Origin of the sequence: Planotetraspora mira (assembly GCF_016863275.1) — a bacterium.
GTDB lineage: Bacteria > Actinomycetota > Actinomycetes > Streptosporangiales > Streptosporangiaceae > Planotetraspora > Planotetraspora mira.
Genome location: NZ_BOOO01000003.1, coordinates 1 through 26,145 on the forward strand (window position 1 = coordinate 1; position 26,145 = coordinate 26,145).

At 71.4% G+C, this 26,145-nt stretch carries 19 protein-coding genes; 14 read left to right on the top strand and 5 right to left on the bottom strand.

Annotated elements, in window-relative coordinates; translation table 11 throughout:
- Positions 1-194 precede the first annotated feature (194 nt).
- Both Pmi06nite_RS03240 and Pmi06nite_RS03245 read left to right on the top strand, forming a co-directional pair.
- Positions 195-3,461 (top strand): DEAD/DEAH box helicase, encoded by a 3,267-nt coding sequence (locus Pmi06nite_RS03240; protein ID WP_239113565.1) that lies wholly within the window; start codon positions 195-197, stop codon positions 3,459-3,461.
- On the top strand, positions 3,461-4,261 hold the full coding sequence (locus tag Pmi06nite_RS03245) for an SWIM zinc finger family protein (protein WP_203951311.1): 801 nt from the start codon (positions 3,461-3,463) through the stop codon (positions 4,259-4,261). The genes Pmi06nite_RS03240 and Pmi06nite_RS03245 overlap by 1 nt, the downstream gene beginning before the upstream one ends.
- On the opposite strand, the gene Pmi06nite_RS03250 is transcribed toward Pmi06nite_RS03245, so the two are convergent.
- Both Pmi06nite_RS03250 and Pmi06nite_RS03255 read right to left on the bottom strand, forming a co-directional pair.
- The gene (locus tag Pmi06nite_RS03250) at positions 4,224-5,153 is read right to left on the bottom strand and encodes a diacylglycerol/lipid kinase family protein (RefSeq protein ID WP_203951312.1); all 930 of its coding nucleotides are present in this window, start codon (positions 5,151-5,153) and stop codon (positions 4,224-4,226) included. The two genes, Pmi06nite_RS03245 and Pmi06nite_RS03250, sit on opposite strands and share 38 nt — an antisense overlap.
- A 116-nt stretch (positions 5,154-5,269) precedes the next feature.
- Positions 5,270-8,017 carry an immune inhibitor A domain-containing protein gene (locus Pmi06nite_RS03255; RefSeq protein WP_239113567.1) on the bottom strand — a complete coding sequence of 916 codons (2,748 nt, stop codon included), beginning with the start codon at positions 8,015-8,017 and terminating at the stop codon, positions 5,270-5,272.
- 183 nt (positions 8,018-8,200) lie between these two features.
- Between Pmi06nite_RS03255 and Pmi06nite_RS03260 the strand changes: the two genes are divergently transcribed.
- The 9 genes from Pmi06nite_RS03260 (at position 8,201) to Pmi06nite_RS03300 (ending at position 18,250) form a co-directional block, all read left to right on the top strand.
- The gene (locus Pmi06nite_RS03260; protein ID WP_203951313.1) at positions 8,201-9,553 is read left to right on the top strand and encodes an FAD-binding oxidoreductase; all 1,353 of its coding nucleotides are present in this window, start codon (positions 8,201-8,203) and stop codon (positions 9,551-9,553) included.
- 30 nt (positions 9,554-9,583) lie between these two features.
- Positions 9,584-10,210, top strand: coding sequence for a TetR/AcrR family transcriptional regulator (locus Pmi06nite_RS03265; protein WP_203951314.1), 627 nt, complete (start codon positions 9,584-9,586; stop codon positions 10,208-10,210).
- A complete protein-coding gene (locus Pmi06nite_RS03270; protein ID WP_203951315.1) occupies positions 10,207-11,802 on the top strand; it encodes an acyl-CoA carboxylase subunit beta in 1,596 nt (531 codons plus the stop codon). Before Pmi06nite_RS03265 ends, Pmi06nite_RS03270 begins: the two co-directional genes overlap by 4 nt.
- Before the next feature lie 13 nt (positions 11,803-11,815).
- Positions 11,816-14,002 carry an ATP-binding protein gene (locus Pmi06nite_RS03275; protein ID WP_203951316.1) on the top strand — a complete coding sequence of 729 codons (2,187 nt, stop codon included), beginning with the start codon at positions 11,816-11,818 and terminating at the stop codon, positions 14,000-14,002.
- Positions 14,002-14,805, top strand: a complete 804-nt coding sequence (locus tag Pmi06nite_RS03280) for an enoyl-CoA hydratase-related protein (RefSeq protein WP_203951317.1) — start codon at positions 14,002-14,004, stop codon at positions 14,803-14,805. Before Pmi06nite_RS03275 ends, Pmi06nite_RS03280 begins: the two co-directional genes overlap by 1 nt.
- 18 nt (positions 14,806-14,823) lie before the next feature.
- Complete coding sequence (locus Pmi06nite_RS03285) at positions 14,824-16,572, top strand: acyclic terpene utilization AtuA family protein (RefSeq protein ID WP_203951318.1); 1,749 nt, start codon at positions 14,824-14,826, stop codon at positions 16,570-16,572.
- Between the two features lie 82 nt (positions 16,573-16,654).
- Positions 16,655-16,861 (top strand): hypothetical protein, encoded by a 207-nt coding sequence (locus Pmi06nite_RS03290; protein ID WP_203951319.1) that lies wholly within the window; start codon positions 16,655-16,657, stop codon positions 16,859-16,861.
- A 125-nt stretch (positions 16,862-16,986) separates the two neighbouring features.
- Positions 16,987-17,922, top strand: coding sequence for a helix-turn-helix domain-containing protein (locus tag Pmi06nite_RS03295; protein WP_203951320.1), 936 nt, complete (start codon positions 16,987-16,989; stop codon positions 17,920-17,922).
- A 70-nt stretch (positions 17,923-17,992) separates the two neighbouring features.
- Positions 17,993-18,250 (top strand): hypothetical protein, encoded by a 258-nt coding sequence (locus Pmi06nite_RS03300; RefSeq protein WP_203951321.1) that lies wholly within the window; start codon positions 17,993-17,995, stop codon positions 18,248-18,250.
- Between the two features lie 2 nt (positions 18,251-18,252).
- Here the strand turns inward: Pmi06nite_RS03300 and Pmi06nite_RS03305 are convergent, their stop codons facing one another.
- Together Pmi06nite_RS03305 and Pmi06nite_RS03310 are read right to left on the bottom strand one after the other, a co-directional pair.
- A complete protein-coding gene (locus tag Pmi06nite_RS03305) occupies positions 18,253-20,172 on the bottom strand; it encodes a glycosyltransferase family 39 protein (RefSeq protein ID WP_203951322.1) in 1,920 nt (639 codons plus the stop codon).
- A gap of 142 nt (positions 20,173-20,314) precedes the next feature.
- Positions 20,315-21,871, bottom strand: a complete 1,557-nt coding sequence (locus Pmi06nite_RS03310; RefSeq protein ID WP_203951323.1) for a phytoene desaturase family protein — start codon at positions 21,869-21,871, stop codon at positions 20,315-20,317.
- 55 nt (positions 21,872-21,926) lie between these two features.
- Between Pmi06nite_RS03310 and Pmi06nite_RS03315 the strand changes: the two genes are divergently transcribed.
- From Pmi06nite_RS03315 to Pmi06nite_RS03325, 3 genes are all read left to right on the top strand, one after another.
- A complete protein-coding gene (locus Pmi06nite_RS03315) occupies positions 21,927-22,832 on the top strand; it encodes a pseudouridine-5'-phosphate glycosidase (protein ID WP_239113569.1) in 906 nt (301 codons plus the stop codon).
- Positions 22,832-23,770, top strand: coding sequence for a carbohydrate kinase family protein (locus Pmi06nite_RS03320; protein WP_203951325.1), 939 nt, complete (start codon positions 22,832-22,834; stop codon positions 23,768-23,770). The genes Pmi06nite_RS03315 and Pmi06nite_RS03320 overlap by 1 nt, the downstream gene beginning before the upstream one ends.
- Before the next feature lie 106 nt (positions 23,771-23,876).
- The gene (locus tag Pmi06nite_RS03325) at positions 23,877-25,685 is read left to right on the top strand and encodes a hypothetical protein (protein ID WP_203951326.1); all 1,809 of its coding nucleotides are present in this window, start codon (positions 23,877-23,879) and stop codon (positions 25,683-25,685) included.
- On the opposite strand, the gene Pmi06nite_RS03330 is transcribed toward Pmi06nite_RS03325, so the two are convergent.
- A complete protein-coding gene (locus tag Pmi06nite_RS03330; protein WP_203951327.1) occupies positions 25,675-26,118 on the bottom strand; it encodes a GNAT family N-acetyltransferase in 444 nt (147 codons plus the stop codon). The two genes, Pmi06nite_RS03325 and Pmi06nite_RS03330, sit on opposite strands and share 11 nt — an antisense overlap.
- Positions 26,119-26,145: the final 27 nt, after the last annotated feature.

Here is a 26,145-nt window from a genome sequence, read left to right on the forward strand (position 1 = left end):
ATAATGCATAAGCTCTTGGCACAAAAGCAGTTAATTGTCGGAATTGGTCGAGTCGCCCGTATCGGCGTCCAGGCAGCGGCTCAGCAACGGCCATGCGGGGGCTGCGCGGCGGCCACGCACCGGTCACTCGCGGCTCGGTCGTTGCAGGCATCGACCGCTGCTACGGTTTCGGATGGCGGAGGGAGGCAGCGACGGTGCTGGTGGTCCACGGAACATGGATCGGCGGCAGGCTGGCGCTCTGGGCGGAGGACACATCGGGCGGGACAGCACCCGCCAAGACCCCCAAGCCGTCATCCCTCAATACGCAGCCACCCGAGACACCGCCCCTCAACGCGCAGTCTCCCACGCCGCCCCTCAAGGCTCAGTCCCCCAAGACAGCGCCACACGCAACACAGGCACGGCAGGCTGAGACCGTCGAACCACCGGCCAGCACCTCACGTACGGCCGCGCGTGCACATCCCTTCGCCGCCGCCGCGGACGGGCTTTTCACCGAGCTGCCGCTCTGGGGTGACGTCACGGCGGCGGTGTGCGCCAAAGCGACCACCGCCGAGCTGACGATGCTGCTGCCGAGCTCCGCCAGGAGCCCGCTCCCCTCCCCCGAGTCCGGCCTGAGCGTCGGCACCCGCCAGCCCAGGATCACCCCGTGGCGCGTGCCCGCGCTGCTGGTCGAGCCGGCCGCCGCGCTCGATCTGCTCGACGCGGTCGACGAGATCGCCCAGCTTCCCGCCGCCGCGTACGAACCGGGCGAGTCGCTCGACGGCGCGCCGATTCCCGGCGCCTCGCTGCGCTACCTCGCGGTGGTCGCCGCGAACGTCCGCGACATGGTCCGCCGCGGCCGGATCCTGCCGCAGCTCGTCACCGAGGGGGACGGCTACGCGGCACGCTGGCGGCCGGTGCTGACCGGGGCCGACGGGGTGCGCTTCAGGGAACTGGCGGCCGCGATGCCTCCGGTCTGCCGGGCCGCCGGCGACGAGTGGCCCTCCGCCCATGTGCTCGGCGAGGCCTTCGCCGGGCTCGCCGACTCCGCCGTACGGCAGGCCCTTCCCGAGCGCCTCCTCGGGGGGCATCGCCCGGGGACGCGAAGCCCGCTGGCGGACCGCTGGATCGTCGCGCTCACCGGCGACGACGCCGCCCTGCCCGGCGTGACCGCACTCCAGGCCGAGCAACTGTCCCGGCCACTCCAGGCGTGGCTGAACCAGGCCCAGCGGGCGGACGGCCCCTTCCGCGTGTGCTTCCGGCTCACGGAACCGGCAGAGCCCCTGACCGAACCCCCCACAACCGAACCGCCCGCGACAGAACCGCCCGCGACCGAGGACGGCGGACCCTGGCAGGTCGAGTTCGCCCTCCAGGGCTCGGACGACCCGAGCCTTTACCTGCCCGCCGAGCTCCTATGGGCGGGCGAGACCGTACCGGGCCTCGTCGGACGCCCCGAGGAGACGCTGCTCGCGGGCCTCGGCAGGGCCGCCCGCCTCTATCCCAAGATCGACGAGGCCCTCGGCGGAACGCGCCCGTCAGGGGTCCTGCTCGACATGGCGGGCGCCTTCTACTTCCTCCGCCACGCCGCTCCCCTCCTCCAGGCGGCGGGATTCGGTGTCCAGCTGCCCGCCTGGGCCGGGAAGTCGCGCCTGGGCCTCAAGATGACCACCAGGTCTCAGCGATCCGGGCCAGGGGCGGCCTCGGATCAGGGCTTCGGCCTCCACCAGCTCGTGGACTTCCGGGTCGATCTGGCCATCGGCGACGAGACGATCACCGAGGAGCAGCTCGCCGAGCTCGCCCGGCTGAAGGTGCCGCTGGTCCGTGTGAGAGGGCGCTGGGTCGAGCTCGACGACCGCCAGCTAGGCGCCGCCCTCAGAGCGGTCGAGCGGCGCCGTTCCGGCGAGATGACGGTCGCGGAGGTGATCCGGGAGGTCGTCCACGGGGGCGAGGACGACCTGCCCATGGTCGTGGACGCCGACGGCCTGCTCGGCGATCTGCTGTCCGGCGAGGCCGACCGCCGCCTGACCCCGGTCGCCACCCCCGCGGACTTCCACGGCAGCCTGCGTCCCTACCAGGAACGCGGCCTGTCCTGGCTCGCCTTCATGTCCGGCGTCGGGCTCGGGGCGGTCCTCGCCGACGACATGGGGCTCGGCAAGACCGCCCAGACGCTGTCCCTGCTGCTGGAGGAGCGGGCCGGCGGCGCCGAGCCCGAGCCGACGCTGTTGGTCTGCCCGATGTCCCTGCTGAGCAACTGGCAGAAGGAGGCGGCGAGGTTCGCCCCCTCCCTCGAGGTCTACCTCCACCACGGCTCGTCCCGGTCGCGCGAGGAGGAGCTAGCCGAGCGGGTCGGCCGGGCCGATCTGGTCCTGACGACGTACGGCACGGCGCTGCGTGACCGGGGGATGCTCGCCGGGCTCACCTGGGGCAGGATCGTCTGCGACGAGGCCCAGGCCATCAAGAACAGCGCCGCCAGGCAGGCCCAGGCCGTACGGTCCCTGCCCGCAAGGACGCGGCTGGCGCTGACCGGAACGCCGGTCGAGAACCACCTGGCGGAGCTCTGGTCGATCATGGAGTTCTGCAACCCGGGCCTGCTCGGGTCGGCCGCGGCGTTCCGGAGCCGCTACCAGGAGCCGATCGAACGGCATGGCGACGAGGCCGCGACGGCCGCCCTCCGGCGGGCCACCGGGCCGTTCGTGTTGCGCCGTCTCAAGACCGACAAGACGATCATCTCCGACCTGCCGGACAAGCTCGAGATGAAGATCTGGTGCACGCTCACGCCCGAGCAGGCGACCCTCTACCAGGCGGTCGTCGAGGACATGATGGGCAAGATCACCGGCTCCGAGGGAATCGAGCGCCGGGGGAACGTCCTGGCCACGATGACCAAGCTCAAACAGGTCTGCAACCATCCCGCCCACCTGCTCAAGGACGGATCCCGGCTGGCCGGCCGTTCGGGAAAGCTCGCCCGGCTGGAGGAGCTGGCCGAGGAGATCGTCGCCGAAGGCGACAAGGCCCTGGTCTTCACCCAGTACGCCGAGTTCGGCACGCTGCTCCAGCCGTACCTGGCGGCGCATCTGGACCGGCCGGTGCTCTGGCTGCACGGCGGGCTGCCGAAGGGGCGGCGCGACGCGCTCGTCGAGCGGTTCCAGGAGGACGACGAGCCCATGGTCTTCCTGCTGTCGCTCAAGGCGGCGGGCACCGGGCTGAACCTGACCGCGGCCAACCACGTCGTCCATGTCGACCGCTGGTGGAACCCCGCCGTGGAGGACCAGGCCACCGACCGGGCGTTCCGCATCGGGCAGACCAAGAACGTCCAGGTCAGGAAGTTCATCTGCGTGGGAACGCTGGAGGAGCGGATCGACGAGATGATCGAGCGCAAGAAGGCCCTGGCCGAGAGCGTCGTCGGCGCGGGCGAGGACTGGATCGCGAACCTGTCGACCGAGGAGCTGCGGGAGCTGTTCCGCCTGTCCCCGGAGGCGGTGAGCTGATGGATTCGCCCGAGCAGGCACAGTCCGAGCAGCCGCAGGAGGGCCTGCGAGCCCGGTCCAGGCGCGGGACCATGGGCGAGCGTTGGTGGTCGCGGCGGTTCATCGACATCCTGGAGACCATCTGCGACAAGGGGCGGCTCAGCCGGGGGCGCTCCTACGCACGGTCCGGCCGGGTGCTCGAACTCGGCATCGCGCCGGGCCACGTCGGAGCGCGCGTGCAGGGGTCGCGGCCCGTGCCGTACGACGTGGACGTCCGGATCACGGCCTACGGGGACGGCGAGTGGGAGGTCCTGACCGAGGCCCTCGCCTCACGCGCGCTGTACCGGGCCAAACTGCTCGCCGGGGAGATGCCGCCGGAGATCGAGGACGTGTTCGGCGACTGCGGCATGCCGCTGTTCCCGGACGAGCGGGGCCTGGAGATGGAGTGCTCCTGCCCGGACTGGGGCTTCCCCTGCAAGCACCTGTCGGCGGTGCTCTATCTGCTCGCCGAGCGGTTCGACGACGACCCGTTCCTGGTGCTGGCCTGGCGCGGCATGCCGAAGGAGTCGCTGCTCGACGACCTCAGGGAGGTCACGGACGACGTGCCGTTCGCCGAGCGGCTGAGCGCCTTCTACGAGCCCGGCACCTCGCTGGCCCGGTTGCGACACCAGCCGTCGCGGGCCTCCGCTCCCGCGGACATCCTGCTCCGCACGCTCGACCCGCCTCCGGTCAAGACGCGGCACATTCCCATCACCGACCTGCTGCGCCCGGCCTACCGGCGGCTCAGCGATCCACGAAGTCCCGGGGAACCATCACCCTGACGCCGTTCGGGATCGTCTTGATCACCAGGGGCGTGCGCAGCCGCACCTCGCCGTCGATGTCGGCGGCCATCGGCGGATCGGTCTCCACGAGGATCTCGCTGCCGGTGACGAACGGGCCGCCGGCGAGACTGCGCCACCGGCCGGTGGTGGCCCGCACGAGGGTCTCGCCGATCAGCCGCAGCCGCTTGCCTGACCCGAGCTGGTAGGCGACGAGCGTGCGGTTGTCGATCCCGGCGTCCCTGGCGATCTGCCAGCCGCCGTGGAAGCGGCCGTTGGCGATGTTGAGCTGGTGGGTGAGCAGTTCGTGCCGCCTGCCGTCCGCGGTGATGTAGGCGCGGAACGGCTGGTGCCCGGGGAGGATCCGCATCGCGGTCAGCGGATAGGCGGACCGGCCCATGATGCGCTTGAGCCAGGGCCGGACGGTCCCGGCGACCTCGACGGAGACGCCGAAGCTGGCGAGGTTCGCGAACGGCCGGTCGCCGCACAGGCCGAGGTCGATGTCGGCCACCTTGCCCTCGGTCAGGACGCGTACCGCTCCCGGGAGGTCGAGCGGCAGACCGAGGCTGCGGGCGAAGTTGTTGGTCGTGCCGAGAGGGAGGGCGCCCAGGGCGACGTCCCTGCCGGCCACGTGCCTGATCGTGCTGCTCAGCGTGCCGTCGCCACCGCCGGCGATCAGCAGGTCGGGATTGCCGGACAGCGCGCGCTCGACGATGTCACGGAGACGGGAGGGGTCCGTGATCGGATGCACGCCGGTCAGCTGGAAGTTCGCGGCTTCGATGAGCCGTAAGACCTCGGCGTAGTGGCGCCGGCCTCTTCTGGACCTGGTGTTCACCACCAGTGCGGCCCGCCGGTGCTCGTGGATGGCCGCCGTGTGGTCCGCCTTGCTCCGCATGATCACATCGTAGGCAGATTCGGAGGGTGCCGCACAGGGAGCGTGCCCGGCGGCGAGGGCCGCCGGGCACGCGTGACGCTGGTGCTTCTGTTCTCGGACCTGTTACTTCTTCGCTGTTACTTCTTCGGCGGCGTGACCTGGACGATCGCACCGAGGTCGGCGGGCAGCGGGCTGACCAGCTTGATCTGGACGCCGAGCTGCTTGCCCTCGTCACCGGGGTTTCCGGAGCCGAGGATGCTGCCGATGTCCGCGCCGTAGTAGTCCGTCGCCGGAGACCCGTCGGGGTTGACGACCCGGGTGGTGTACGGCTGGTTGTCCTTGGACGGCACGACCGTGGAGGCGTCGCGCATCCGGTAGAACAGCGAGCCGTCCCGCACCTCGATGCCGGGGTACCAGCCCTTGGCGTCGGTGAACGTCTTCACCGCGGGCAGCTTGCCGTACGAGGTGCAGTACTGCGTGAACGGCGCGCCCTCGATGCACTCCTTGAACGGGTAGGTCCCGTCGAAGTTGAACGCCGCGTTGGAGGACTGCGGCCGCGAGGGCAGGTTCTTCAGCGCGGACGTGTCGATCGTGGCCGCCGCGCCGGTACGGCGGAGCGGCTCGAAGTGCGAGTCCACGAGGAGCAGCTCACCCTTCGGTCCCACCGACGGCAGGTCGAAGGAGGAGTCCACCACGTTGTTGTTCGCACGGGACGCGTCGCGGTACCAGACCAGCAGGCCGGGCGCGTTGTACTTGATCTTCTCGACCTTCCAGGCGCCGTCGCGCTGGTAGGTGGTGTCGTAGGCGTACGACAGGCCCTTGTCGAAGCCGTCGAGGTTCCGCCACTCCGCCAGGTAGTACTGGGCGGATTCGAGCTGGCCGGAGTGGATCACGAACCCGGCGCCCGTGGAGTCGGTGAAGGTGCCCGTGGTGGCGGTCCACCCGTTGGCACCGCCCTCGACGTCGTCGCTCCACACCGTCGCCGCGCCGTTGGTGAGCGAGAAGTCGTCGTTGAACCAGCCGCGCTCCTCGGCCGCCGCGTCCGTGGCGTAGCGCAGGCGGACCTGCACGGTCTTGCCGGCGTACGGGGCGAGGTCGGCGTAGAGCTGGGTCCAGCCGCCGCTCTCACCGGTGATGCCGTACTTCTTGCCGCCGTAGTCGACCAGGCGGTGGTTCGGGTCGGTGTAGTCGTCGCCGGTGGAGGCGAGGGTGCCGTCCTGGTGGTAGACCTTCTGCTCCGTCCAGGTCGTGCCGCCGTCGGCGGAGACCTCGAAGAAGCCGTAGTCCCAGTCCTGCTCGATGCCGTAGTCGGTCCACCAGCGGAACTTCTCGTCGGTGCCGGCGGGCACGCTCAGCGTGCGGGTCAGGCGGGTGTCCGCCCAGCTCTGGTCACTGTTGGACCACCACAGGTTCGACCCGCTGTGCGGGGTGGACATGACGACGTGCTTGTCCGGGAGGTTGATCCGCAGACCGTCCTCTGTGCCCTTCGGCGTCCGGGAGGTCTGGCCGACCACCTGGAGGCTCGTCTTGTCACCCGGGTTGATGATCTTCGGGTTGGCCCAGCCGAGCACCCACTTGTCCCAGATGCCCATGTGCGTCGGCAGCGACTGGAAGATCGGCCCGGAGTGCGAGCCGCTGGACATGAGGTCCCAGAAGTCGATGTCGGAGTCGCCCGTGCCCGAGGTGTCGTAGAGGTCGGGCAGGCCCAGGTCGTGGCCGTACTCGTGGGCGAACACGCCGACGCCCGCGTCCTCCGGCTGGAGGATGTAGTTGGAGATCTTCACGCTCGTGCCGGGCACGGTGTAGCCGCCGGTCACGTCGCTGGAGTGCGCCCAGAGGGAGAACGTGCCCTCGGCGCCGCCGCCGCCGGACTTGTCCTCACCGGCGTGGATGAGCACCAGGTGGTCGATCACGCCGTCGGGCTCGTCGAAGTTGCCGTCACCGTCGGCGTCGGAGACGTCTTCCTTGTCGTAGTCCGCCCAGTTGAACGACGGGTTCTGCGCGGCCAGCGCGTTCACCGCGTCGATGGGGAGCTGGGCGGCTCCGCGCGGGTTGTCGGGGTGGCCGGCCATGTCCTGCGGGAAGGTGCCGCACTGGCCCGCGCCGTACCAGGCCTCGGAGTGCGGGACCTTGATCCAGCCGACCGCCTGGCCGGTGACCGTGTAGGCGCCCTTCGACAGCTCCTCGTACATGTTCTTCATCGTGGAGCCGGCGATGTCGATGCCCTTCTTGCCGTCCCTGGGGTCGGTCAAGTCGGGGCGGACCCGCTTGGTGATCCCCTTGGACGTGTAGAGCATGTCGTTGTAGTGGGCCGTGTTGAAGTCGGAGACCCACATCGAGTTGTTGTCCTTGCCGCCGCCGGCCGCGGTGGCAGGGTTCTCGATCTTGTTGTGCAACGGCCCGTTGAGCTTGGTGCCCGCGGGCTCGGTCACACAGTCGTTGACGTCGTCGATCGTCTTCGGATGCGACCATCCGGAGAAGTCGTCGTTCGCCTTGTCGTTGAACTCGACGAGCAGCGTGAGGAGTTCGGCCTTCTTGGTCGTCTTCGCCTTCTTGTAGATGAAGTCGAAGGGGTTCTTCCCGGTCCGCAGCGCCTGCTTCTCGTGCTTGGCCAGCACGCGCGCGGCCACCGGGTTGCCCATGGCGAACTTGTGGTCGATCTCCGTCGCCGTCTGGCCGGTCCGCTTGGCGGTCTTGGACGGCACCCTCTCGTCGATCGTGGTGACGTCGCCCTGTACGCGCGGAGGCGCGTAGTTGATGTAGTGATCCTTGGCCGACGGCTGGTACGAGGCGGTGGACTGGGCCGCTCCGGTGGTGGCAAGGCCCGCGGCCGCAAGCCCCAGCGCAGGAACGATGGCGGCTAAGCGCCGAAATCTCTTGGACAACAAGATCCCTTTCCCGCCCGGGGTTCTCCGGACGCCGTTCAGGGCACGCCGGATAGGCGCACTGGACGGACCATAAAGAGAAGGTAAATAAGGGTAAAGAGCCTTCACCGAAGGTTGTCAAACCGTGATCTTTCGCGAAATGCGCGTTACCGCCGTTTTGCGGACCGGCCGTACAGTCCAGATGTGAAGGACCTCAACGCCACGCCCGTAACCGGCCTCGTCGCCGCGCTGCCTGAGGGACGGGTGCTGACCGACCCGGACGTCACCGAGTCGTACGCGAGGGACCGGACGTTCGCCCCACCGGGAAAGGCGCTCGGCGTCGTCCTCGCGCAGACGCGTGACGACGTGGTCGCCACGCTGCGCTGGGCGAGTGAGCACCGCGTGCCCGTGGTGCCGCGCGGGGCGGGAAGCGGCCTCGCCGGCGGGGCGACCGCCGTCGACGGATGCCTCGTCCTGTCGCTGGCCAGGATGACGGAGATCCGCGAACTGTCCCCGGCGGACGAGATCGCGGTCGTCGAACCCGGTGTGATCACCGCCGACCTCGATCGGGCCGCCCGGGAGCACGGGCTGATGTACGCGCCCGACCCGTCTTCGTACGAGATCTCCACGATCGGCGGCAACCTGGCCACGAACGCGGGCGGCCTGCGCTGTGTGAAGTACGGCGTGACCCGCGACTCGACGCTGGGACTGGAGGTCGTCCTCGCGGACGGCAGAGTGCTCGACACCGGGCGGCGGACGGTGAAGGGCGTGACCGGATACGACCTGACGGGCCTGTTCGTCGGCTCGGAGGGCACGCTCGGCGTGATCACCGCGGCCACCCTGCGACTGCGGCGTCTCCCCCTCCAGGTCGCCACCGTCGCCGCCGAGTTCACCTCGTTGCGGGACGCCGCCTCCGCCGTCTCGGCGATCATCGCGGCCGGGTGCCGGCCCTCGATGCTGGAACTGATGGACAGGACCACCCTGGAGGCCATCGACGCCTGGAAGAACATCGGCCTGGAGCCCACGACGCGGGCCATGCTCATCGCCCAGGCCGAGGGCTCGCCGGACGAGATGGCCGCCCTGTGCGATTCCGCCTCGTTCGTCGCGGAGGCGTCGACGCCCGAGGAGGCGGCGGAACTGGTCGGCCTCCGGCGGCTCGCCTACGAGGCCAAGGAGCGCCTCGGGCAGTGCCTCGTCGAGGACGTGTGCGTGCCCCGCTCGCGACTCCCCGAGATGATCTCCACGGTGGAGGACGCCGCGAAGAGGCACGGCGTGACCATCGCGACGGTGGCGCACGCCGGGGACGGCAACCTGCACCCCGTGTTCATCTTCGACCGAGGCCTGGCGGAGCCCCCGCCGGAGGTCTGGACGGCGGCCGACGAGATCTTCCGTGCGGCTCTCGACCTGGGCGGGACGCTGACGGGCGAGCACGGCGTGGGCCTGATCAAGCGCCGATGGCTCGGTCTGGAGATCGGGCCCGTCGCCGCCGAACTCCACCTGGGGATCAAGCAGGTGTTCGACCCGCTCAACATCCTCAATCCGGGAAAGGCCATCTGAATCGGTCCAATCCCGGGTAAGGTACCTGACGTGATCGTCAAGTCCGAGCCGCCGATCACCGGGCGGGGCCGCCGTACGCGCACGGCCCTGGTCCGGGCGGGACGTGAGGCGTTCGAGGAGCATCCGTACGACAACGTGCGGGTGGACGACGTGTGCACGCGGGCGGGCGTCTCGCACGGCACCTTCTACACCTACTTCGGTTCGAAGGAAGCCCTGTTCCGCGAGGTCGCGGAGGCGGTCGTCGGCGAGATGTTCGCGGCGAGCGTCGTCGGCCCGGCCGTCCCCGACGATCCGTACGCCAGGGTCGAGGCCGCCAACCGGCTCTATCTGCGGGCGTGGGCGGGCAACTCGCGCCTGATGCGCATGCTGGAGCAGGCCGCGATGGCCGACGAGAGCTTCCGCGACCTGCTGCTGGAACTGCGCGAGATGTTCGTGCGGCGCGGCGCGGAGGGCCTGCGGCGCCTCCAGGAGGAGGGGCTGGCCGACCCCGCGCTCGACCCGCGGCTGACGGCCGTCATGCTGGGCGGGATGGTCGAGCACTTCGCCCACGTGTGGCTGGATCTCGGGGAATCGTGTGACGAGAAGACGGCGGTGGACATGTTGACGACGTTGTGGACCAGAGCGATCCGACTCGAGGAGGGGCAGGTCCCCCGATGACCGTCGTCAGCAGCCGGCTGGACCCCTCCGGCCCCGAGTACGGCTCCCGCCGCGAGGCCATGCTGGCCAAGCTCGCCGACCTGGACGCCGAGCACGCCAAGGCGGTGGCCGGCGGCGGGCCGAAGTACGTCGAGCGCCACAGGGGGCGGGGCAAGCTGCTCGCGCGTGAGCGGATCGAGTTGCTCGTCGACCCCGACTCCCCGTTCCTGGAGTTGTCCCCCCTCGCTGCCTGGGGCACCGACTTCCCCGTGGGCGCGAGCGTGGTGACCGGGATCGGCGTCATCGAGGGCGTCGAGTGCGTGATCACCGCCAACGACCCGACCGTCCGGGGCGGCTCGTCCAATCCGTGGACCCTCCGCAAGACCCTGCGGGCCGCGGACATCGCGCTGCAGAACCGCATGCCGTTCGTCAACCTGGTGGAGTCGGGGGGAGCCGACCTTCCGACGCAGAAGGAGATCTTCATCCCCGGCGGCCGGATATTTCGTGATCTGACCAGGCTGTCGGCGGCCGGGATCCCCACCATCGCGCTGGTCTTCGGCAACTCCACGGCCGGCGGGGCGTACGTCCCCGGCATGAGCGACTACGTCGTCATGGTCAGGGAGCAGGCCAAGGTCTTCCTGGGCGGGCCGCCCCTGGTGAAGATGGCGACCGGCGAGGAGTCCGACGACGAGTCGCTCGGCGGCGCGGAGATGCACGCGCGGACCTCAGGCCTGGCCGACTATCTCGCGGCCGACGAGCACGACGCCCTCCGCCTGGGCCGCCGGATCGTCAGGCGGCTCGACTGGCACAAAGCCGGACGGCCCCCCGGCCCCGCGACGGAGCCCCTCCTCGACGAGGACGAGTTGCTGGGGATCGTCCCTGAGGATCTGAAGATCCCCTTCGACCCGCGCGAGGTCATCGCCCGGGTGGTGGACGGCAGCGACTTCGACGAGTTCAAGCCGCTCTACGGCGCGAGCCTGGTGACCGGGTGGGCGTCGGTGCACGGGCACCCGGTCGGGATCCTCGCCAACGCGCGCGGGGTCCTGTTCGGCGAGGAGGCCGAGAAGGCGGCGCAGTTCATCCAGCTCGCGAACCAGTCGCGCACCCCTCTGGTGTTCCTGCAGAACACGACGGGCTACATGGTCGGCAAGGACTACGAGCAGGGCGGCATCATCAAGCAGGGCGCGATGATGATCAACGCTGTGTCCAACTCGACCGTGCCGCACATCACGATCGTCATGGGGGCCTCCTACGGCGCGGGCAACTACGGGATGTGCGGGCGGGCCTACGATCCCCGGTTCCTGTTCTCGTGGCCGAGCGCCAAGTCGGCCGTCATGGGCCCGGCGCAGCTGGCCGGCGTCCTGTCGATCGTGGGCCGGGCCGCCGCGGAGGCGCGCGGCCAGGCCTACGACGAGGAGGCCGACGTGGCGATGCGGCAGATGGTGGAGGCGCAGATCGAGGCCGAGTCGTTGCCGTTCTTCCTGTCCGGCAGGCTCTACGACGACGGCGTGATCGACCCCCGGGACACCAGGACCGTGCTCGGGATATGCCTGTCCGCGGTCGGCAACGCGCCCGCCGCCGAACCCGCCGGCTACGGCGTCTTCCGGATGTGAAGGGGTGGTGGGGATGATCCGGCGATTGCTGGTGGCCAACCGGGGAGAGATCGCTCGCCGGGTCTTCAGGACCTGCCGCGAGCTGGGCGTGGAGACGGTCGCCGTCTACTCCGACGCCGACGCGTCCGCGCCGCACGTGGCCGAGGCCGACCACGCCGTACGGCTCGGCGACCCGAGGGCGTACCTGGACCCGGAGCGGATCGTCGAGGCCGCCCGGCGATCGGGGGCCGACGCGGTGCACCCCGGATACGGCTTCCTGTCGGAGAACGCGCCGTTCGCCCAGGCCGTGCTGGAGGCGGGCCTGACGTGGGTCGGGCCCGCTCCCGAGGCCATCGCCGCGATGGGGTCCAAGATCGAGGCGAAGGCGATGATGATCGAGGCCGGGGTCCCGGTGCTCGCCGGTGTCACCGTCACGCCTGACGAGCTTCCCGCGCTCGACCTCCCCCTGCTCGTGAAGGCCTCGGCGGGAGGCGGCGGCCGGGGCATGCGCGTCGTCCGCGACGCCGCCGAGTTGCCCGCCGCCGTCGAGTCGGCCCAGCGGGAGGCGCTGGCGGCGTTCGGGGACGGCACCGTGTTCGCCGAGCCGCTCCTCGAGGGCGCCCGGCACATCGAGGTGCAGATCCTCGCCGACTCCCACGGCACCGTCTGGGCGCTGGGCGAGCGGGAGTGCTCGATCCAGCGCCGCCACCAGAAGGTCATCGAGGAGGCACCCTCCCCCGCCGTCTCCCCCGAGCTGCGCAGGGAGCTGTGCGACACGGCCATCAGGGTGGCGAAGGCGATCGGCTACGTGGGCGCGGGAACCGTGGAGTTCCTGCTCGGGGAGAACGGCTTCTTCTTCCTGGAGATGAACACGCGGCTCCAGGTCGAGCACCCGGTGACCGAGTGCGTCTACGGGGTGGACCTCGTCAGGCTCCAGCTGGAGATCGCCGAGGGCGCCCAGCTGGCGGGGCTGCCGCCGAGCCCGGTGGGCCACGCCATCGAGGTGCGTCTGTACGCCGAGGACCCCGCGCGGGGCTGGCTCCCGCAGAGCGGCGTGCTGCATCGCTTCGACGTCCCGGAGGTGGACGCCGAGTTCCGGCTGGGCGGAAGGCTCCGGCTCGACTCGGGGGTCGTCGCCGGCGACGAGGTCGGCGTCCATTACGACCCCATGCTCGCCAAGATCATCTCCTACGGCGAGACTCGCGCGGAGGCCGCCCGCAGGCTGGCGTCCGCGCTCGCCCGGACGAAGATCCACGGGCTCACGACGAATCGCGACCTGCTGGTCTCGGTGCTCCGGCATCCCGATTTCCTGTCGGGCGCCCTCGACACCGGCTTCCTCGACCGGAACGCGGTGACCGCCCCCCTCGCGGACGCGGAAGCCGTACGGATCTCGGGACTCGCCGCGGCACTCGCGCAGGCCTCGGCCAACCGCGTCGCCGCCCGGGTGCTCGGCGGCCTGCCCAGCGGCTGGCGCAACGTCGCCTCCCGGCCCCAGAGCGCGGCCTTCCTGACCGAGGGCGGCGAGACGGTCGAGATCGCCTACCGGTTCACCCGCGGCGGGCTCGCGGCGGAGGGCTTCGACGGCGTCACGCTGGTGTCCGCGGCCCCCGGCCGGGTGGTGCTCGAGTCGGGAGGCCTCCGGCACGCGTTCGACGTGGCCGCCTATCCGGGGCTCGTGCACGTCGACTCCCCCCTCGGTCCCGTACGGCTGGCACCGGTCGAGCGCCTGCCCGAGCCGGTCGAACAGGTCGTGCCCGGCTCGCTGCTGGCCCCCATGCCGGGGACGGTGCTGCGGATCGAGGTCGAGCAGGGCGACACGGTGACCGCCGGCCAGCCGGTGATCGTGCTCGAGGCCATGAAGATGGAGCATCGGATCGTGTCCTCGGCCTCCGGCAGGTTGTCCGTCCTGAACGTCGCGCCCGGCCGGCAGGTCGAGGCGGGAGCCGTGCTCGCCGTGATCGAGGAGGCAGCGGAGCAGGCGCCCGCAGACCTCACGCCCACGGACCCCGTGCTCCCAGACCCCACGCCCACGGACTCCGTGCTCCCAGACCCGGTGTTCCCAGAACCCGTGCCCGTGGAGCAGGCGCCCCCGGGTCCTGTGCCCGCGGACCCGGCGGCCGCGGAAGCAGTGGAACCCGTGGAACCCGCGGAACCGGTGGAAGCCGTCAAACCCGTGCAGCCGGTGGAATCGCCGGTGGCCGAACCTGCCGGGGAGCAGTGATGGAGCCAGTGACGGATCCAGTGTCAGAGCCGGCGACGGAGCCGCTCGTCCGCCGCGAGGAGGCGGGCGGCGTGGCCACGATCACGCTCGACTCGCCGCGCAACCGCAACGCCCTGTCGTCCCGGCTTCTCCAGGAGTTGGACGACGCGCTGACGTGGGCGATCGCCGATCCGGACGTGCGCGTCACGGTGCTGACGGGTGCCGGGCCCGTGTTCTGCTCCGGCGCCGACCTGAAGGAGCAGCGCGGCGCCGCGCCGGTCACGACGTCCTTCCCCGAGATCATGAGCCTGATCTGGGAGAGCCCCAAGCCGGTCGTCTGCCGGCTGAACGGCACCGCGCGCGCGGGCGGCCTCGGGCTCGTGGCCGCGTGCGACTTCGCCATCGCGCCGGACACGGCGTCGTTCGCGTTCAGCGAGGTGCGACTGGGCGTGGTCCCGGCGATGATCTCGGTGACCACTCTGCGCAGGCTCGATCCGCGGGCCGCGGCGGAGTACTTCCTGACGGGCGAGGTCTTCACCGCCGCCCGCGCGGCCGAGATCGGCCTGCTGACGCGTGCCGTGCCGGAGGAGGATCTCGACGCCACGGTGGCGCACTACGCGGACATGTTGCTGCGCGGCGCCCCGGAGGCCCTGGCCATCACCAAGCGGCTCGTCCGGGAGGTGCCGGGGATGCCCGTCGACGAGGGGTTCCGCCGGATGGCCGAGCTGTCGGCCCGGCGTTTCACCTCAGAGGAGGGCCAGGAGGGCATCCGCGCGTTCATGGAGAAGCGGCCCGCCTCCTGGGTGCCGGACGGCAGGGGCTGAGCCGGAGATGAGCCGGATATGACTCTGCGCATCGCCAACTGCAGCGGCTTCTACGGCGACCGCCTCTCGGCCGCGCGGGAGATGGTCGAGGGCGGCCCGATCGACGTCCTCACCGGCGACTGGCTGGCCGAGCTGACCATGATGATCCTCGCGGGCAACCGGCTCAAGGGGCGTCCCGGCTACGCCCGCACCTTCCTCACCCAGATGGAGCAGGTCCTCGGCACCTGCCTCGACCGGGGCATCAAGGTCGTCTCGAACGCGGGCGGTCTCGATCCGCGGGCCTGCGCCGAGGCCGTGTCCGAGCTCGCCGGGCGTCTGGGCCTGCGGGCGTCGGTCGCCCACGTCACCGGCGACGACCTCATGCCCCTCGGCGGGCCGGTCGTCGACGCCGACACCGGCGAGACCCTCGCGGCCGCGCCGATCACCGCGAACGCCTACCTCGGCGGCCGGCCCATCGCCGTGGCGCTGGAGCACGGCGCCGACGTCGTGGTGACCGGGCGCGTCACCGACGCCGCCCTGGTGACGGGCCCCGGGATGTGGTGGTACGGCTGGCAGCCCGGCGACCTCGACGCGCTGGCGGGATCGGTGGTCGCGGGACACATCATCGAATGCGGCTGCCAGGCGACCGGCGGCAACTACGCGTTCTTCGGCGAGGTGCCCGACCTGGCGCACTGCGGGTTCCCGATCGCAGAGCTGCGGGCCGACGGGTCAAGCGTGATCACCAAGCATCCCGGCACGGGCGGCCTGGTGTCGGTGGGCACCGTCACGGCCCAGTTGCTCTACGAGATCGGCTCGCCGCGGTATCTCGGGCCGGACGCGACGGCGAGGTTCGACACGATCCGGCTGGAGCAGGAGGGCCCCGACCGTGTGCTCGTCTCCGGCGTGCGCGGGGAGGCTCCGCCTGCCACGCTGAAGGTCGCGGTCAACCACCTCGGCGGCTACCGCAACACGATGACGCTCGTGCTCACCGGGCTCGGCATCGAGGACAAGGCGCGCGTCGCGCAGGAGGCCGTCTGGGCGCGCGTGCCCAGGGAGTCCTTCGACGAGGTCCACGTCGAGCTGACCCCGATGTTCCCGCCGGCCGGCGGCGCGGGCACCGCCCTGCTCCGCATCACGGTGATGGACGCCGACAAGGGGAAGGCGGGCCGGGCGTTCTCCTCTGCCGTGGTGGAGACCGGGCTGGCGGGGTATCCGGGTTTCTACGGCCTCACTCCCCCGGGCGACGCCTCGCCCTACGGCGTCTACACGCCGTCGTCCGTCGCCGCGGACGCCGTGCGGGCCGTGGTGACCGTGGACGGCACGCGGATCGAGGTCCCCCACGTGGCCGTGCCCGGGGACCAGGCGCCTCAGAACGAGCACGAGAGGCAAGACGAGCCGGGTCAGCCGGGTCGGGACGGCGGGGACGAGCCCTCCGGTGGCCAGGTGCGGCCGCTCGGGACGGTGGCCGGGGCCCGCTCCGGCGACAAGGGCGGCAACGCCAACCTCGGCGTCTGGGTCCGTACGGCCGAGCAGTACGCGTGGCTGAGCTCCTTCCTCACCGTCGACAGGCTCAGGGAGCTGTTGCCGGAGACCGGCGACCTGCCGATCGAGCGGTTCGCGCTGCCCAACCTGCTCGCGCTCAACTTCGTCGTGCGGGGTCTGCTGGGGCGCGGCGTCGCGGCCAGCCCCCTGCTCGACGCCCAGGCGAAGGCACTGGGGGAACGGCTGAGAGCGGTCGCCGTGCCCATTCCTCCATTTATCGACGCCCCGAAATGCGACATTTCCTGAAATACAGGAGCAGAGGTAACGGGGCTCGTCCTACCATTGCGCGCAATTGCTCTTCTTGGCGCTCAAATGCGGGGGTACTGCCATGCGACTGCGGTTTCTCGGTTCCACCTCGGAGTCCGGGGCGTGTCCCTCGCTGTACGAGACCGACCGCGGCACGGTCGTCGTCCAGGGTCTCGAGCTGGTCGACCACGACGCCCGGGCCGACCTGCTCCACGTGCTCGACGGGGAGACGGCCGTCGAGGTCCCGCGCGAGCTCCTGGTCGAGATCGCCAGGCGCGTGCTCGGCTGATCGCGGCACTGATCACGGCACTGATCATCGTGCTGATCATCGTGCTGATCACGAATAGGGACTTCCCTATGGCTTGATCCTTCAGGCCGGGGCTACCTTTGAGCGCACCACGGCCGGAGGTAGGAGTGAGCGGTTTCCAGCAGGCCCGCGTCGACCTGGGGGTCCATCTGCGGCAATTGCGCGAGGCCGCCCACCTGTCGGGAAAGGACCTGGCCGAGCGGCTGGGATGGCAGCCGTCCAAGGTCTCCCGCATCGAGAACGCCCGGCAGACCGCCACGGAGGACGACGTGGTCGTCTGGGCGCAGGCCGTACAGGCCGGGCCCGAGACGTTCGACGGCCTGATCGAGCAGGCGGTCGGGCTGCAGGCCCACCAGGACACGTGGCGGCAGCGGCACAAGAGCGGGCTGGCCGCGCTCCAGGAGGACGTCAAGGATCTGGAGTCCCGCACCCGGCTGCTGCGAGTGTTCGAACCCGGCCTGGTGATCGGGCTCCTGCAGACCGCCGAGTACGCCAGGCACATCTTCAGCAAGGTCCGCCGCCTCTACGACACGACCGACGACATCGACGCCGCGATCCGGGTCAGGATGCAGCGGCAGGAGATCCTCTACGACCCGGGCCGCCGGTTCCGCTTCGTCATGCCGGAGTCGGCGCTGCGCTACCGTCTGGCGCCGCTCGAGGTGATGCGCGGCCAACTCGACCGGCTGCTCGCGGTCACGACCCTCCCGAACGTCGAGTTCGGGATCATCCCGTTCGAGGCGCCGTTGCCGGCGGCGCTCGTCAACTCGTTCTACATCTACAACGACTCCACGGTGGGAGTGCCGACGAGGACCAAGGACCTGTTGTTGCGCGACCCCGACGACGTGGCGTTCTACGCCCAGGCGTTCGAGGAGCTCTGCGAGGTGGCGTCGTTCCACGAGGCCGCCAGGGCCGTCATCGTCGGCGTCATCGACGAGGGCCTGGGCCGGCACCGCGAGCACGCCCGGGACCACGCCCTGGACCACAGCCGGGACCACGGCCGGGACCACGGCCGGGAGCGGATACGGGAACAATCACCGGGCTGATCGCGGCAATTGCTTGATGGCCGCTCCCGGAGCGTGCAATCCTGTCCCTCTGAACGGGAGGTGACGGGCGATGGTCGACACGGTTACCGGCATCCAGGAGTTCGCCGCCGCCGCTCGCCGGCACATCGACCTGTCGGTCCGGGTGATGGCCGGCACGCCTCCCCGGGTCGAGGTCCGCAACCGCTTCAGCGAGACGCTGCACGAGACGGTGACCTGCTCCGACGAGGGCGCCTTCGTCACCTCGTGGGCTTACCGGCTGGGGACGGTGGACGACGTGCCGGACGCCGCCGCCCGGCTGGCCTATCTCATGGCCGCCCTGCCCGCCTAGCCTCACCCGAGCCGGTAGAGCGTGCCGCCGGCAGCCCCGCCGTACTCCTGGGGATCAACCGGGGTTCCGCTCCCCGTGACCCAGTCGGTGAGGTCGGCGCTCATGCCGGCCCCCCGGTCCCTTCCCGTGAGCCTCGGGCTGAGCCTGTCGCCGACCAGGACGTATTTGAGCAGGCCCGCGGAGGCGTACTCCTTCAGCTTGTCGAGGGTCATCGCGGGATCGCGGCCGTTGAAGCCTCCCATCGCGAGGACGGGCCTCCCCGTGGACAGGATGATCGACGAGGCGTTGCGCGCCTGGCCGACCGCCAGCAGCCAGGTGGCGTCGCCCTGGTTGCGCTCCAGATAGTCGACCATCTCGTCGGCGACGCTTCCGTTCCGCCTCGTCCAGGGGGTCAGCGCGCGCGACAGGACGCCCTCCTGCCGCATGGCGCCCGGCCAGAACGCCCGGCGGTTCGCCGGGCCGGCGGTCGGATCGCCACCGCGCACCGAGACGGTCAGCGGAGTCAGGGCGTAGGAGGCCGGCCCGGCGAGACAGGCGAACAGTCCGGCGAGCGAGGTCGCCACGAGGAGCCGCCGCCTGCCGGGCCGTATGAGCAGGATCCGCCGTGCCACCATGACCAGGCCCACCACGGCGACCGCCGTCGCGGCCGCGACGGCCCAGGCCAGCCACGGCACGAAGTCGGGCGTACGGCGGAGCACCACGAACGACCAGCCGCCGGTGAGGGCCACCCCTGCGGGCAGCACCCACCTCCAGGCGGGCGACTCACGCAGGGCCCGCCAGAGCAGGACGGCCCCGATGCCGGTCAGCGCCGAGACCGCCGGAGCCATCGCGGTCGTGTAGTAGGGGTGGAAGGTGCCGTGGGAGAAGCTGAAGACGACGAAGTGGACCACGAGCCAGCCGCCCCACAGGACCAGCGCCGCCTGGACGGGCGAGCGGCGGTAGGCCAGCAGGAGCCCCGCCACGAGGGCGAGAGTCGCGAACGGCAGCAGCCAGGAGATCTGCCCGGCCATGGACTCGTTGAAGAGCCGCCCGGCGCCGGACGTCCCGCCGAACCCGCCCCATCCGCCCGCGGAGACGTCCGGTGCGCCGGGGAACCTGCCGGTCTCGCCGCCGCGGCCCACGATCCGGCCGATGCCGTTGTAGCCGATGACGAGGTCCCAGACGCTGTTGTCCGTGCTGCCCCCGATGTAGGGCCGGGAGGAGGCGGGCCACAGGTCGACCAGGACCATCCACCAGACGCTGGAGACCACCAGGACGGCCCCGGCCGCGAGCAGGTGCCGTACCCGCCGGGCCAGGCCGCCCGGGGCCACGCACAGGTACGCGAGGCAGAGGGCGGGCACCGCGAGGTAGGCCTGCAACATCTTGGCGTTGAACGCCAGTCCCGCGAAGGCGGCCGCCAGCAGGAGGGGCCGCAGGCGGCCCGTCCGGACCGCCTCCAGGCAGAACCACGCCGCCGTGACGAGCAGCAGCACGAGGATCGTGTCGGGGTTGTTGTCCCGCGTGATGGCCACGGTGATCGGCGTCAGCGTCATCACCAGAGCCGCGATCAGCGCCGCCACGCGGGCCTGGGCCCCGGTGAGAGAGCGCAGCACCGCCGAGTGGACCAGGGCGACCGAGGCGACCCCGGCGACGGCCTGCGGCAGGAGCATGCTCCACGGGCCGAAGCCGAAGATCCGCGCGGAAAGGCCCATCACCCACAGGGCGAGCGGCGGCTTGTCGACGGTGATGAACGACCCGGCGTCGAGCGCGCCGAAGAAGAACGCCTTCCAGCTCCGGGTCCCGGAGTAGACCGCCGCGGCGTAGTACTCGTTGGCGTAGCCGTTGCGGCCCAGCGCCCAGGTGTAGAGCACCGCCGCGAGGGCGAGGACACCCCACAGGGCCGGCCGCGCCCAGCGTGTCGTCCCGGTGGTACCGGTGATCATCGCGTTCTCCTCCCGATGGGCCTGCGGGTGGCCCAGCGGCAAGTGTCACGACGACCGGCCCGCCGCGGCGGGAGGCGACGCCGTCAGCAGGAAGAGTCCTTACGGCGATATGGGGTGAGATTCAGTCGAGAACAGGCGGCAATCAGGCGAGAACGGCCATTGCCGCGTTGTGCCCGGGGATTCCGCTGACGCCGCCGCCCCTGCGGGCTCCGGCGGCGCACAGCAGGACGCGCGGATGCGGGGTCTCGACGCCCCAGGGCCCCTCGTCGGCCGACTCGGCGAACGGCCAGGACAGGTCACGGTGGAAGATGTGGCCTCCGGGGAGCCCGGCGTCCCGCTCCAGGTCGGCGGGTGTCTTCGCCTCCAGGCACGGCTCGCCGGAAGGGGCGCGGAGCAGGCAGTCCTCGATCGGCTCCGCGAGCACGGAGTCGACGGAGGCGATGGTCCGGCGCAACGCCTCGTGCCGCGCCTGCGGATCCTGGAAGAGCCGGGCGGGCATGTGCAGCCCGAACAGCGTCATCGTCTGCGCGCCCGACTCCCTCAGCGACTCCCCCAGGATCGACGGATCGGTGAGCGAGTGGCAGTAGACCTCGACGGGCGGCAGGTCGGGGATCCGGCCCGCGGCCGCCTGCGCGTAGGCGGCGGCGAGCTGGTCACGGCTCTCGTTGATGTGGAAGGTGCCGCTGAAGGCCTCCGCCGGGCCGACGGCGGGGTCCTTCAGGCGGGGCAGCCGGGACAGCACCATGTTGACCTTGAGCTGGGCGCCCTCCGGCGTCTGGACGTCCTCTCCGAGGAGCCGGGCGAGCACGGCGGGCGGCAGGGCGGCCAGCACGCGGTCGCCCGTGACCACATGCTCGGACCCGTCGGCACCTTCGGCTCCGTCGGCACCGTCGGCTCTGTCGGTGAAGGTGACCTCGCCGGTGTCCGGGTCGATCGCCAGCACCTCGGCGCCGGTGCGGATCTCCGCGCCCCGGCGGGCGGCGATCTCGGCGAGCGAGGTGGTGACCGCGCCCATCCCGCCGACGGGGACGTTCCAGTCGCCGGTCCCGTCCCCGATGACGTGGTAGAGGAAGCACCGGTTGGCCAGCAGGTCGGCGTCGGGGTCGGCGAAGGTGCCGATGAGGGCGTCGGTGAGGACCACCCCGCGGACGGTGTCGTCGGCGAACCGCTCGTCGACGACCGCGCCGATCGGGCGCTCGAACAGGTCACGCCAGGCCTCGTCGTCGCCGACGACGCCGCGCAGCGCCGTACGGTCCCGGAGCGGCTCCAGGAGGGTCGGGGCGACGCGCCCGGCCACGTGGGCCGTCATCCGGTAGAAGCGCCGCCAGGCCTCGAGGTCTCCGGTTCCGCCCGTGACCGCGGCGAAGGAGGCGGCCGTGCGGCCGGCGTCGCCGTTGTCGACGAGGAGCCCGGTGTCGCCGACCGGGGTGTAGGAGGCGAAGCGCCGGTGGCGCAGCTCCACCCCGAGCCCGAGATCCTTGACGATCTTCGTCGGCAGCAGGCTGACCAGGTAGGAGTAGCGCGACAACCGCGCGTCGACGCCGGGGAAGGCCCGCGCGGAGACGGCGAGGCCGCCGACGTGCCCGAGCCGTTCGAGGACGAGCACCCGCCGGCCGGCCCCGGCCAGGTAGGCGGCGGCGACCAGGCCGTTGTGCCCGGCGCCGGCGATGACGACGTCGTAGCGCGAGCTAGGCGACATGGCGGGCACAATATCCCGAAGCGGACATATTCCGCCAACCCCACACAGGAGAGTCATGCGCATAACCGATGAGGTCGCCGAGGCCATCGCCGAGGGCAGGCCTGTCGTGGCCCTGGAGTCCACCATCATCTCCCACGGGCTGCCCCAGCCCCGGAACCTGCGGGTCGCCGTCGAACTCGAGGAGACCGTCCGCGAGGCGGGAGCCGTACCGGCCACGATCGCGGTCCTCGACGGCGTCCCGCGGATCGGCCTCGACAAGGAGGGCCTGGAGCGGATCGCGACCGAGCCCGGCCTGCGCAAGCTCGGTTTCCGCGACCTCGCGCCCGCCGCCGCGCTGCGGCTCAGCGGTGCGACCACGGTGTCGGGGACGTCGTTCCTGGCGGCGCGCGCGGGCATCCGGGTCTTCGCCACCGGAGGTCTCGGCGGCGTCCACCGGGGCTGGACCACCGTCCAGGACGAGTCGGCCGACCTCGACACGCTGAGCCGTACACGGATCACGGTCGTCTGCGCCGGCGTGAAGTCGATCCTCGACGTGCCCGCCACGCTGCAGCGGCTGGAGACCCGGCAGGTCACCGTCGTCGGTTACCAGACCGAGGAGTTCCCCGGCTTCTACCTGCACACCTCGGGCGAGCCGGTCGACTGGCGGATCGAGACGCCGTCGGACGCCGCCGGGATCATGCGGGCGCAGGACGCCCTCGGCGGCCCGGAGACGGCGCTGATCGTCGCCAACCCGGTGCCCGTCGCCGACCAGCTCGACCCGGCTCTGCACGACCGCGTGCTCGCCGAGGCGCTGGCCGCGGCCGACACCCAGGGGGTCACCGGGCAGGCCATCACGCCGTTCCTGCTGGAGTACCTCGTGAACGGCACGGGCGGGGCGTCGCTGGAGGCCAACCTGGCCGCCGTGCGCGGCAACGCCGGCCTCGCGGGGCGGATCGCGGCCGCCTTCAGCCGGGAGGGCTAGTGGGCGGCCTGCTCGTGATCGGCGACGTCGTCACCGATGTCGTGGCGCTGCACGAGCGGCCGCTCGCCACCGGCACGGACACAGCCGCCGACATCGTGCTGCGCCCGGGCGGCTCGGGGGCGAACACCGCCTCCTGGGCCGCCCGCCTCGGGGCGGACACCCGCTTCCTGGGACGGGCCGGCTACGACACCGGCGACTGGCACATCGCCGAACTGGTCAAGGCGGGGGTCCACCCGCACGTGCGGGTGGACCCCGACCGGCCGACCGCGATCGTGATCGCGATGGTCGACGCGACCGGTGAGCGGTCGATGCTCACCAACCGGGGCGCGGGCGGCCACATCTCCGTGGCCGACTGGGCGACCACGTTGCTCGACGGCGTACGGCACCTGCACGTCTCGGCGTACACGCTGTTCGCCGAACCCGGCCTGGAGCTCGCGCGGCTCGCGATGCGCGAGGCCGCGGAGCGCGGTGTCACCGTGAGCGTGGATCCGGCGTCGACGGGTCCTCTGCGCGCCTTCGGCGTCGAGCGCTTCCTCAGCGAGACCTCACCCGCGGGGATCGTCATCCCCAACCTGGAGGAGGCACTCGTGCTCTCCGGAGCGTCCGTCCCGGAGGCCGCGGCGGAGATCCTCAGCGGCCGGTACGGCACGGCGGTCGTGAAGCTGGGCTCCGGAGGCGCGCTTCTCGGGGTGGGCGGCCAGGTGGTCGGCAGGGCGCCCGCGGCCGCCGCCGATCTCGTGGACTCGACCGGAGCGGGAGACGCCTTCGCGGCCGGATTCCTGGCCGCGATGCTCGCCGGAATCCCTCCGGCCGAGGCTCTGAAAAAAGGTTGTGAGGCGGGTGCGGCGGCGGTCTCCGAGGTGGGAGGCCGACCAGGCGCTGGGAACTTTACCCGATTGACACCAATTGCTCGCTTCCAGCGTAAGCTGCCTCAGTAGCAACACGCGTCACTCTCGGGAGGGTGCGGTCTAACAGATGGACGCCGAGTCAACGATCTGCCTGAGCGATATGGTTCCTGCTTTGCGCTGGAGCCGTCCTCAGCAGGTGGCCGAAATTCTGGCCGATCCTCGCCTGCCTGGCGGCTGGTGGGCCTCCGTCGCGTTGAAGCGCGCTCTGGAGGCGACCGGTGTTGACTGGCTGTGCGAGCGGCTCGCCCGGCTGGCCGTGAGCCGCTGGGATCATCTGACCCTCACCGATCTGCTTCCGGCTCTCCAGGTCCACCCGGTGGACCTGGCCCTGCCGGGCTGGCCGGAGCCGGTTCAGGCCGCCGTCAAGGGCGCGGGCGGCTGGTTCCGCCTGCGCAGGCTGACCCCGCACGACCTCCAGTCGGCGTCGGCGCCCGCGGCGCCGGAGGCCGTGCTGGCGACGCTCTTCCGTGAGATCTTCAGCCATCCGCTGATCCACCCGGCGCCGGAGGCGGCGGTGCAGGCGGCCGTCCAGTCCCCGGTGCAGGCCCCGGTTCAGGCGTCCGTGCAGCCGCCTTTGCAGCAGCGGCGGCCGGAAACCAACGGATCCCTGGTGCCGGGCCCGCGCGCTCCGCTGGCCCCGGTCCAGCAGGCACCGGTTCAGCAGACTCCGATTCAGCAGGCACCCGTTCAGCAGGCACCGGTCCAGCAGCAACTCGCTCCGCAGGCGCCGGTTCAGCAGGCACCGCTTCAGCAGGCGCCGAGCCAGCAAGCGGTCCAGCAGCCACCGGCCCAGGCGCCCTCCGCCCCGGCGCAGCCGGCCGCCGCTCCGCCCGCGCCGGTCGAGGCGCCCCCCACGGCGGCGCTGTTGAGCCCGCCGCCCCTGCCCCCGTCGCTGGCGAGCGAGCACCCGATGGTGGGAGTCGTCGACGGACTGTTCCGCGAGTGGGACCCGCTGGCGCGGGCCGTCGCGGTCCAGCGGCTGTTCGCGGCCGAGCCCGTCAGCCTCCGCACGCTCGCGCACGAGCTGAACGTCGACCGCGACACGTTGTCGCAGGCCCAGCGCGCCGCCGAGGAGCGGGTGCTGCACTGGCTGCGCTCCCCCGACTCGACGGCGCTGACCGGCCACCTGTTCGGGCTGACCGAGTGGCTGGGCGCGGCCGCCACCCAGGATCAGCTGATCGCCGCCGACCCCTCCCACCCGATCGAGGTGCCCGCTCTGGGCACGCCGCTCTGGCGGGTCCTGGTCACGCTCATGCCCGACCGCCGTCTCCAGGACGGATGGCTGGTGGTGGGCGACCTCGCCGGCCTGCGTGACAAGTCGCGGCAGATCCTGGCGGGCAGCCCCCCGGACGCCGACGTCGTCCAGGTGCTGGGCCAGCTCGGCATCCGGGCTCATTCGGCCAGGGCGTGGCTGGACTCGATTCCCCCGGCCTCCGACCCGCGTGCGTTCGCACCGCCCGCGCCGATGGAGAAGCCTCAGCCGCTGCCCCGCCGTACACCGGGCGCGAACGGCCACCAGCTTCAGCGTGGCGGGGTTCCCATCCCGTCGCAGGCGAACAACGGACCGGACGCGGCCACCGCTCTGGCTGCGCTCAACGCGCTGACGGCCCAGCCTCCGCGGCCCCATCTCGTCCCCGGGCCGCGCGCCACCCCGAGCCCCGCCTCGGACCCGCGCCGCTGGCAGCGCATCGACGTGACGAGCGGCCATCTCCGGGGCGAGCCGGTGGCCGTTCCCGAGGGGTACGCCACCCAGCTGGGAATGCGGCCGGGCACCCTGCTGTCGGTCACCGGCCCCGGGGACAACGCCGTCGTCCTGGTCTGGCGGGACAGGCAGCCGATGTTCGACTCGCTCCAGCCGGTGCTGATGCGGCTCAACGCGCGGCCGGGCGACGCGGTCTACGTCACCGTGGACGGCTATCGCCTGGACGCCCAGCTCACTTCGTGACCGTGAGCATCTTCCGGTAGTAGGTCGCCGACACCTCGAACCCGAGCGCGCCGTAGAACTCCGCGGCGCGCCGGGTCGCGAGGGCGACGTATCCGGCGTCGCGGGAGCGGGCCCAGGTCTCGAACTCCTCCAGCAGCATGCGGCCGATGCCGTGCCGCCGGTAGGCGCTCTCGAGCATCGCCTCCTCGACCCAGGCGACCCTTCCGTTGGCGAAGAGCGTCAGATGGGTGAACCCCAGCAGGTAGCCCCGTACTGTCCCTTCGACGGTGGCCACGAGCAGCAGGGCGTCCTCGTTCTCCAGCAGTTGCGGGAAGGCGTCGTCGAACGCCTGCCGCTCCGGCCGGAAGGTCAGCGCGAACTCACGGGCCAGCGCGAATATCTGGTCGGCATCGGTCTTCTCGGCCTGCCGAAGCTTGAGATCACCAGATGTCATGAAAAGGACTCTAAGCCACGGGCGGAA

Coding starts and splice junctions, on each gene's coding strand:
- Pmi06nite_RS03300 (WP_203951321.1), top strand. CDS start 17,993: ATGGTCGACACGGTTACCGGCATCCAGGAGTTCGCCGCCGCCGCTCGC.
- Pmi06nite_RS03270 (WP_203951315.1), top strand. CDS start 10,207: ATGACCGTCGTCAGCAGCCGGCTGGACCCCTCCGGCCCCGAGTACGGC.
- Pmi06nite_RS03275 (WP_203951316.1), top strand. CDS start 11,816: ATGATCCGGCGATTGCTGGTGGCCAACCGGGGAGAGATCGCTCGCCGG.
- Pmi06nite_RS03330 (WP_203951327.1), bottom strand. CDS start 26,118: ATGACATCTGGTGATCTCAAGCTTCGGCAGGCCGAGAAGACCGATGCC.
- Pmi06nite_RS03305 (WP_203951322.1), bottom strand. CDS start 20,172: ATGATCACCGGTACCACCGGGACGACACGCTGGGCGCGGCCGGCCCTG.
- Pmi06nite_RS03285 (WP_203951318.1), top strand. CDS start 14,824: ATGACTCTGCGCATCGCCAACTGCAGCGGCTTCTACGGCGACCGCCTC.
- Pmi06nite_RS03245 (WP_203951311.1), top strand. CDS start 3,461: ATGGATTCGCCCGAGCAGGCACAGTCCGAGCAGCCGCAGGAGGGCCTG.
- Pmi06nite_RS03250 (WP_203951312.1), bottom strand. CDS start 5,153: ATGCGGAGCAAGGCGGACCACACGGCGGCCATCCACGAGCACCGGCGG.
- Pmi06nite_RS03280 (WP_203951317.1), top strand. CDS start 14,002: ATGGAGCCAGTGACGGATCCAGTGTCAGAGCCGGCGACGGAGCCGCTC.
- Pmi06nite_RS03290 (WP_203951319.1), top strand. CDS start 16,655: ATGCGACTGCGGTTTCTCGGTTCCACCTCGGAGTCCGGGGCGTGTCCC.
- Pmi06nite_RS03310 (WP_203951323.1), bottom strand. CDS start 21,871: ATGTCGCCTAGCTCGCGCTACGACGTCGTCATCGCCGGCGCCGGGCAC.
- Pmi06nite_RS03315 (WP_239113569.1), top strand. CDS start 21,927: ATGCGCATAACCGATGAGGTCGCCGAGGCCATCGCCGAGGGCAGGCCT.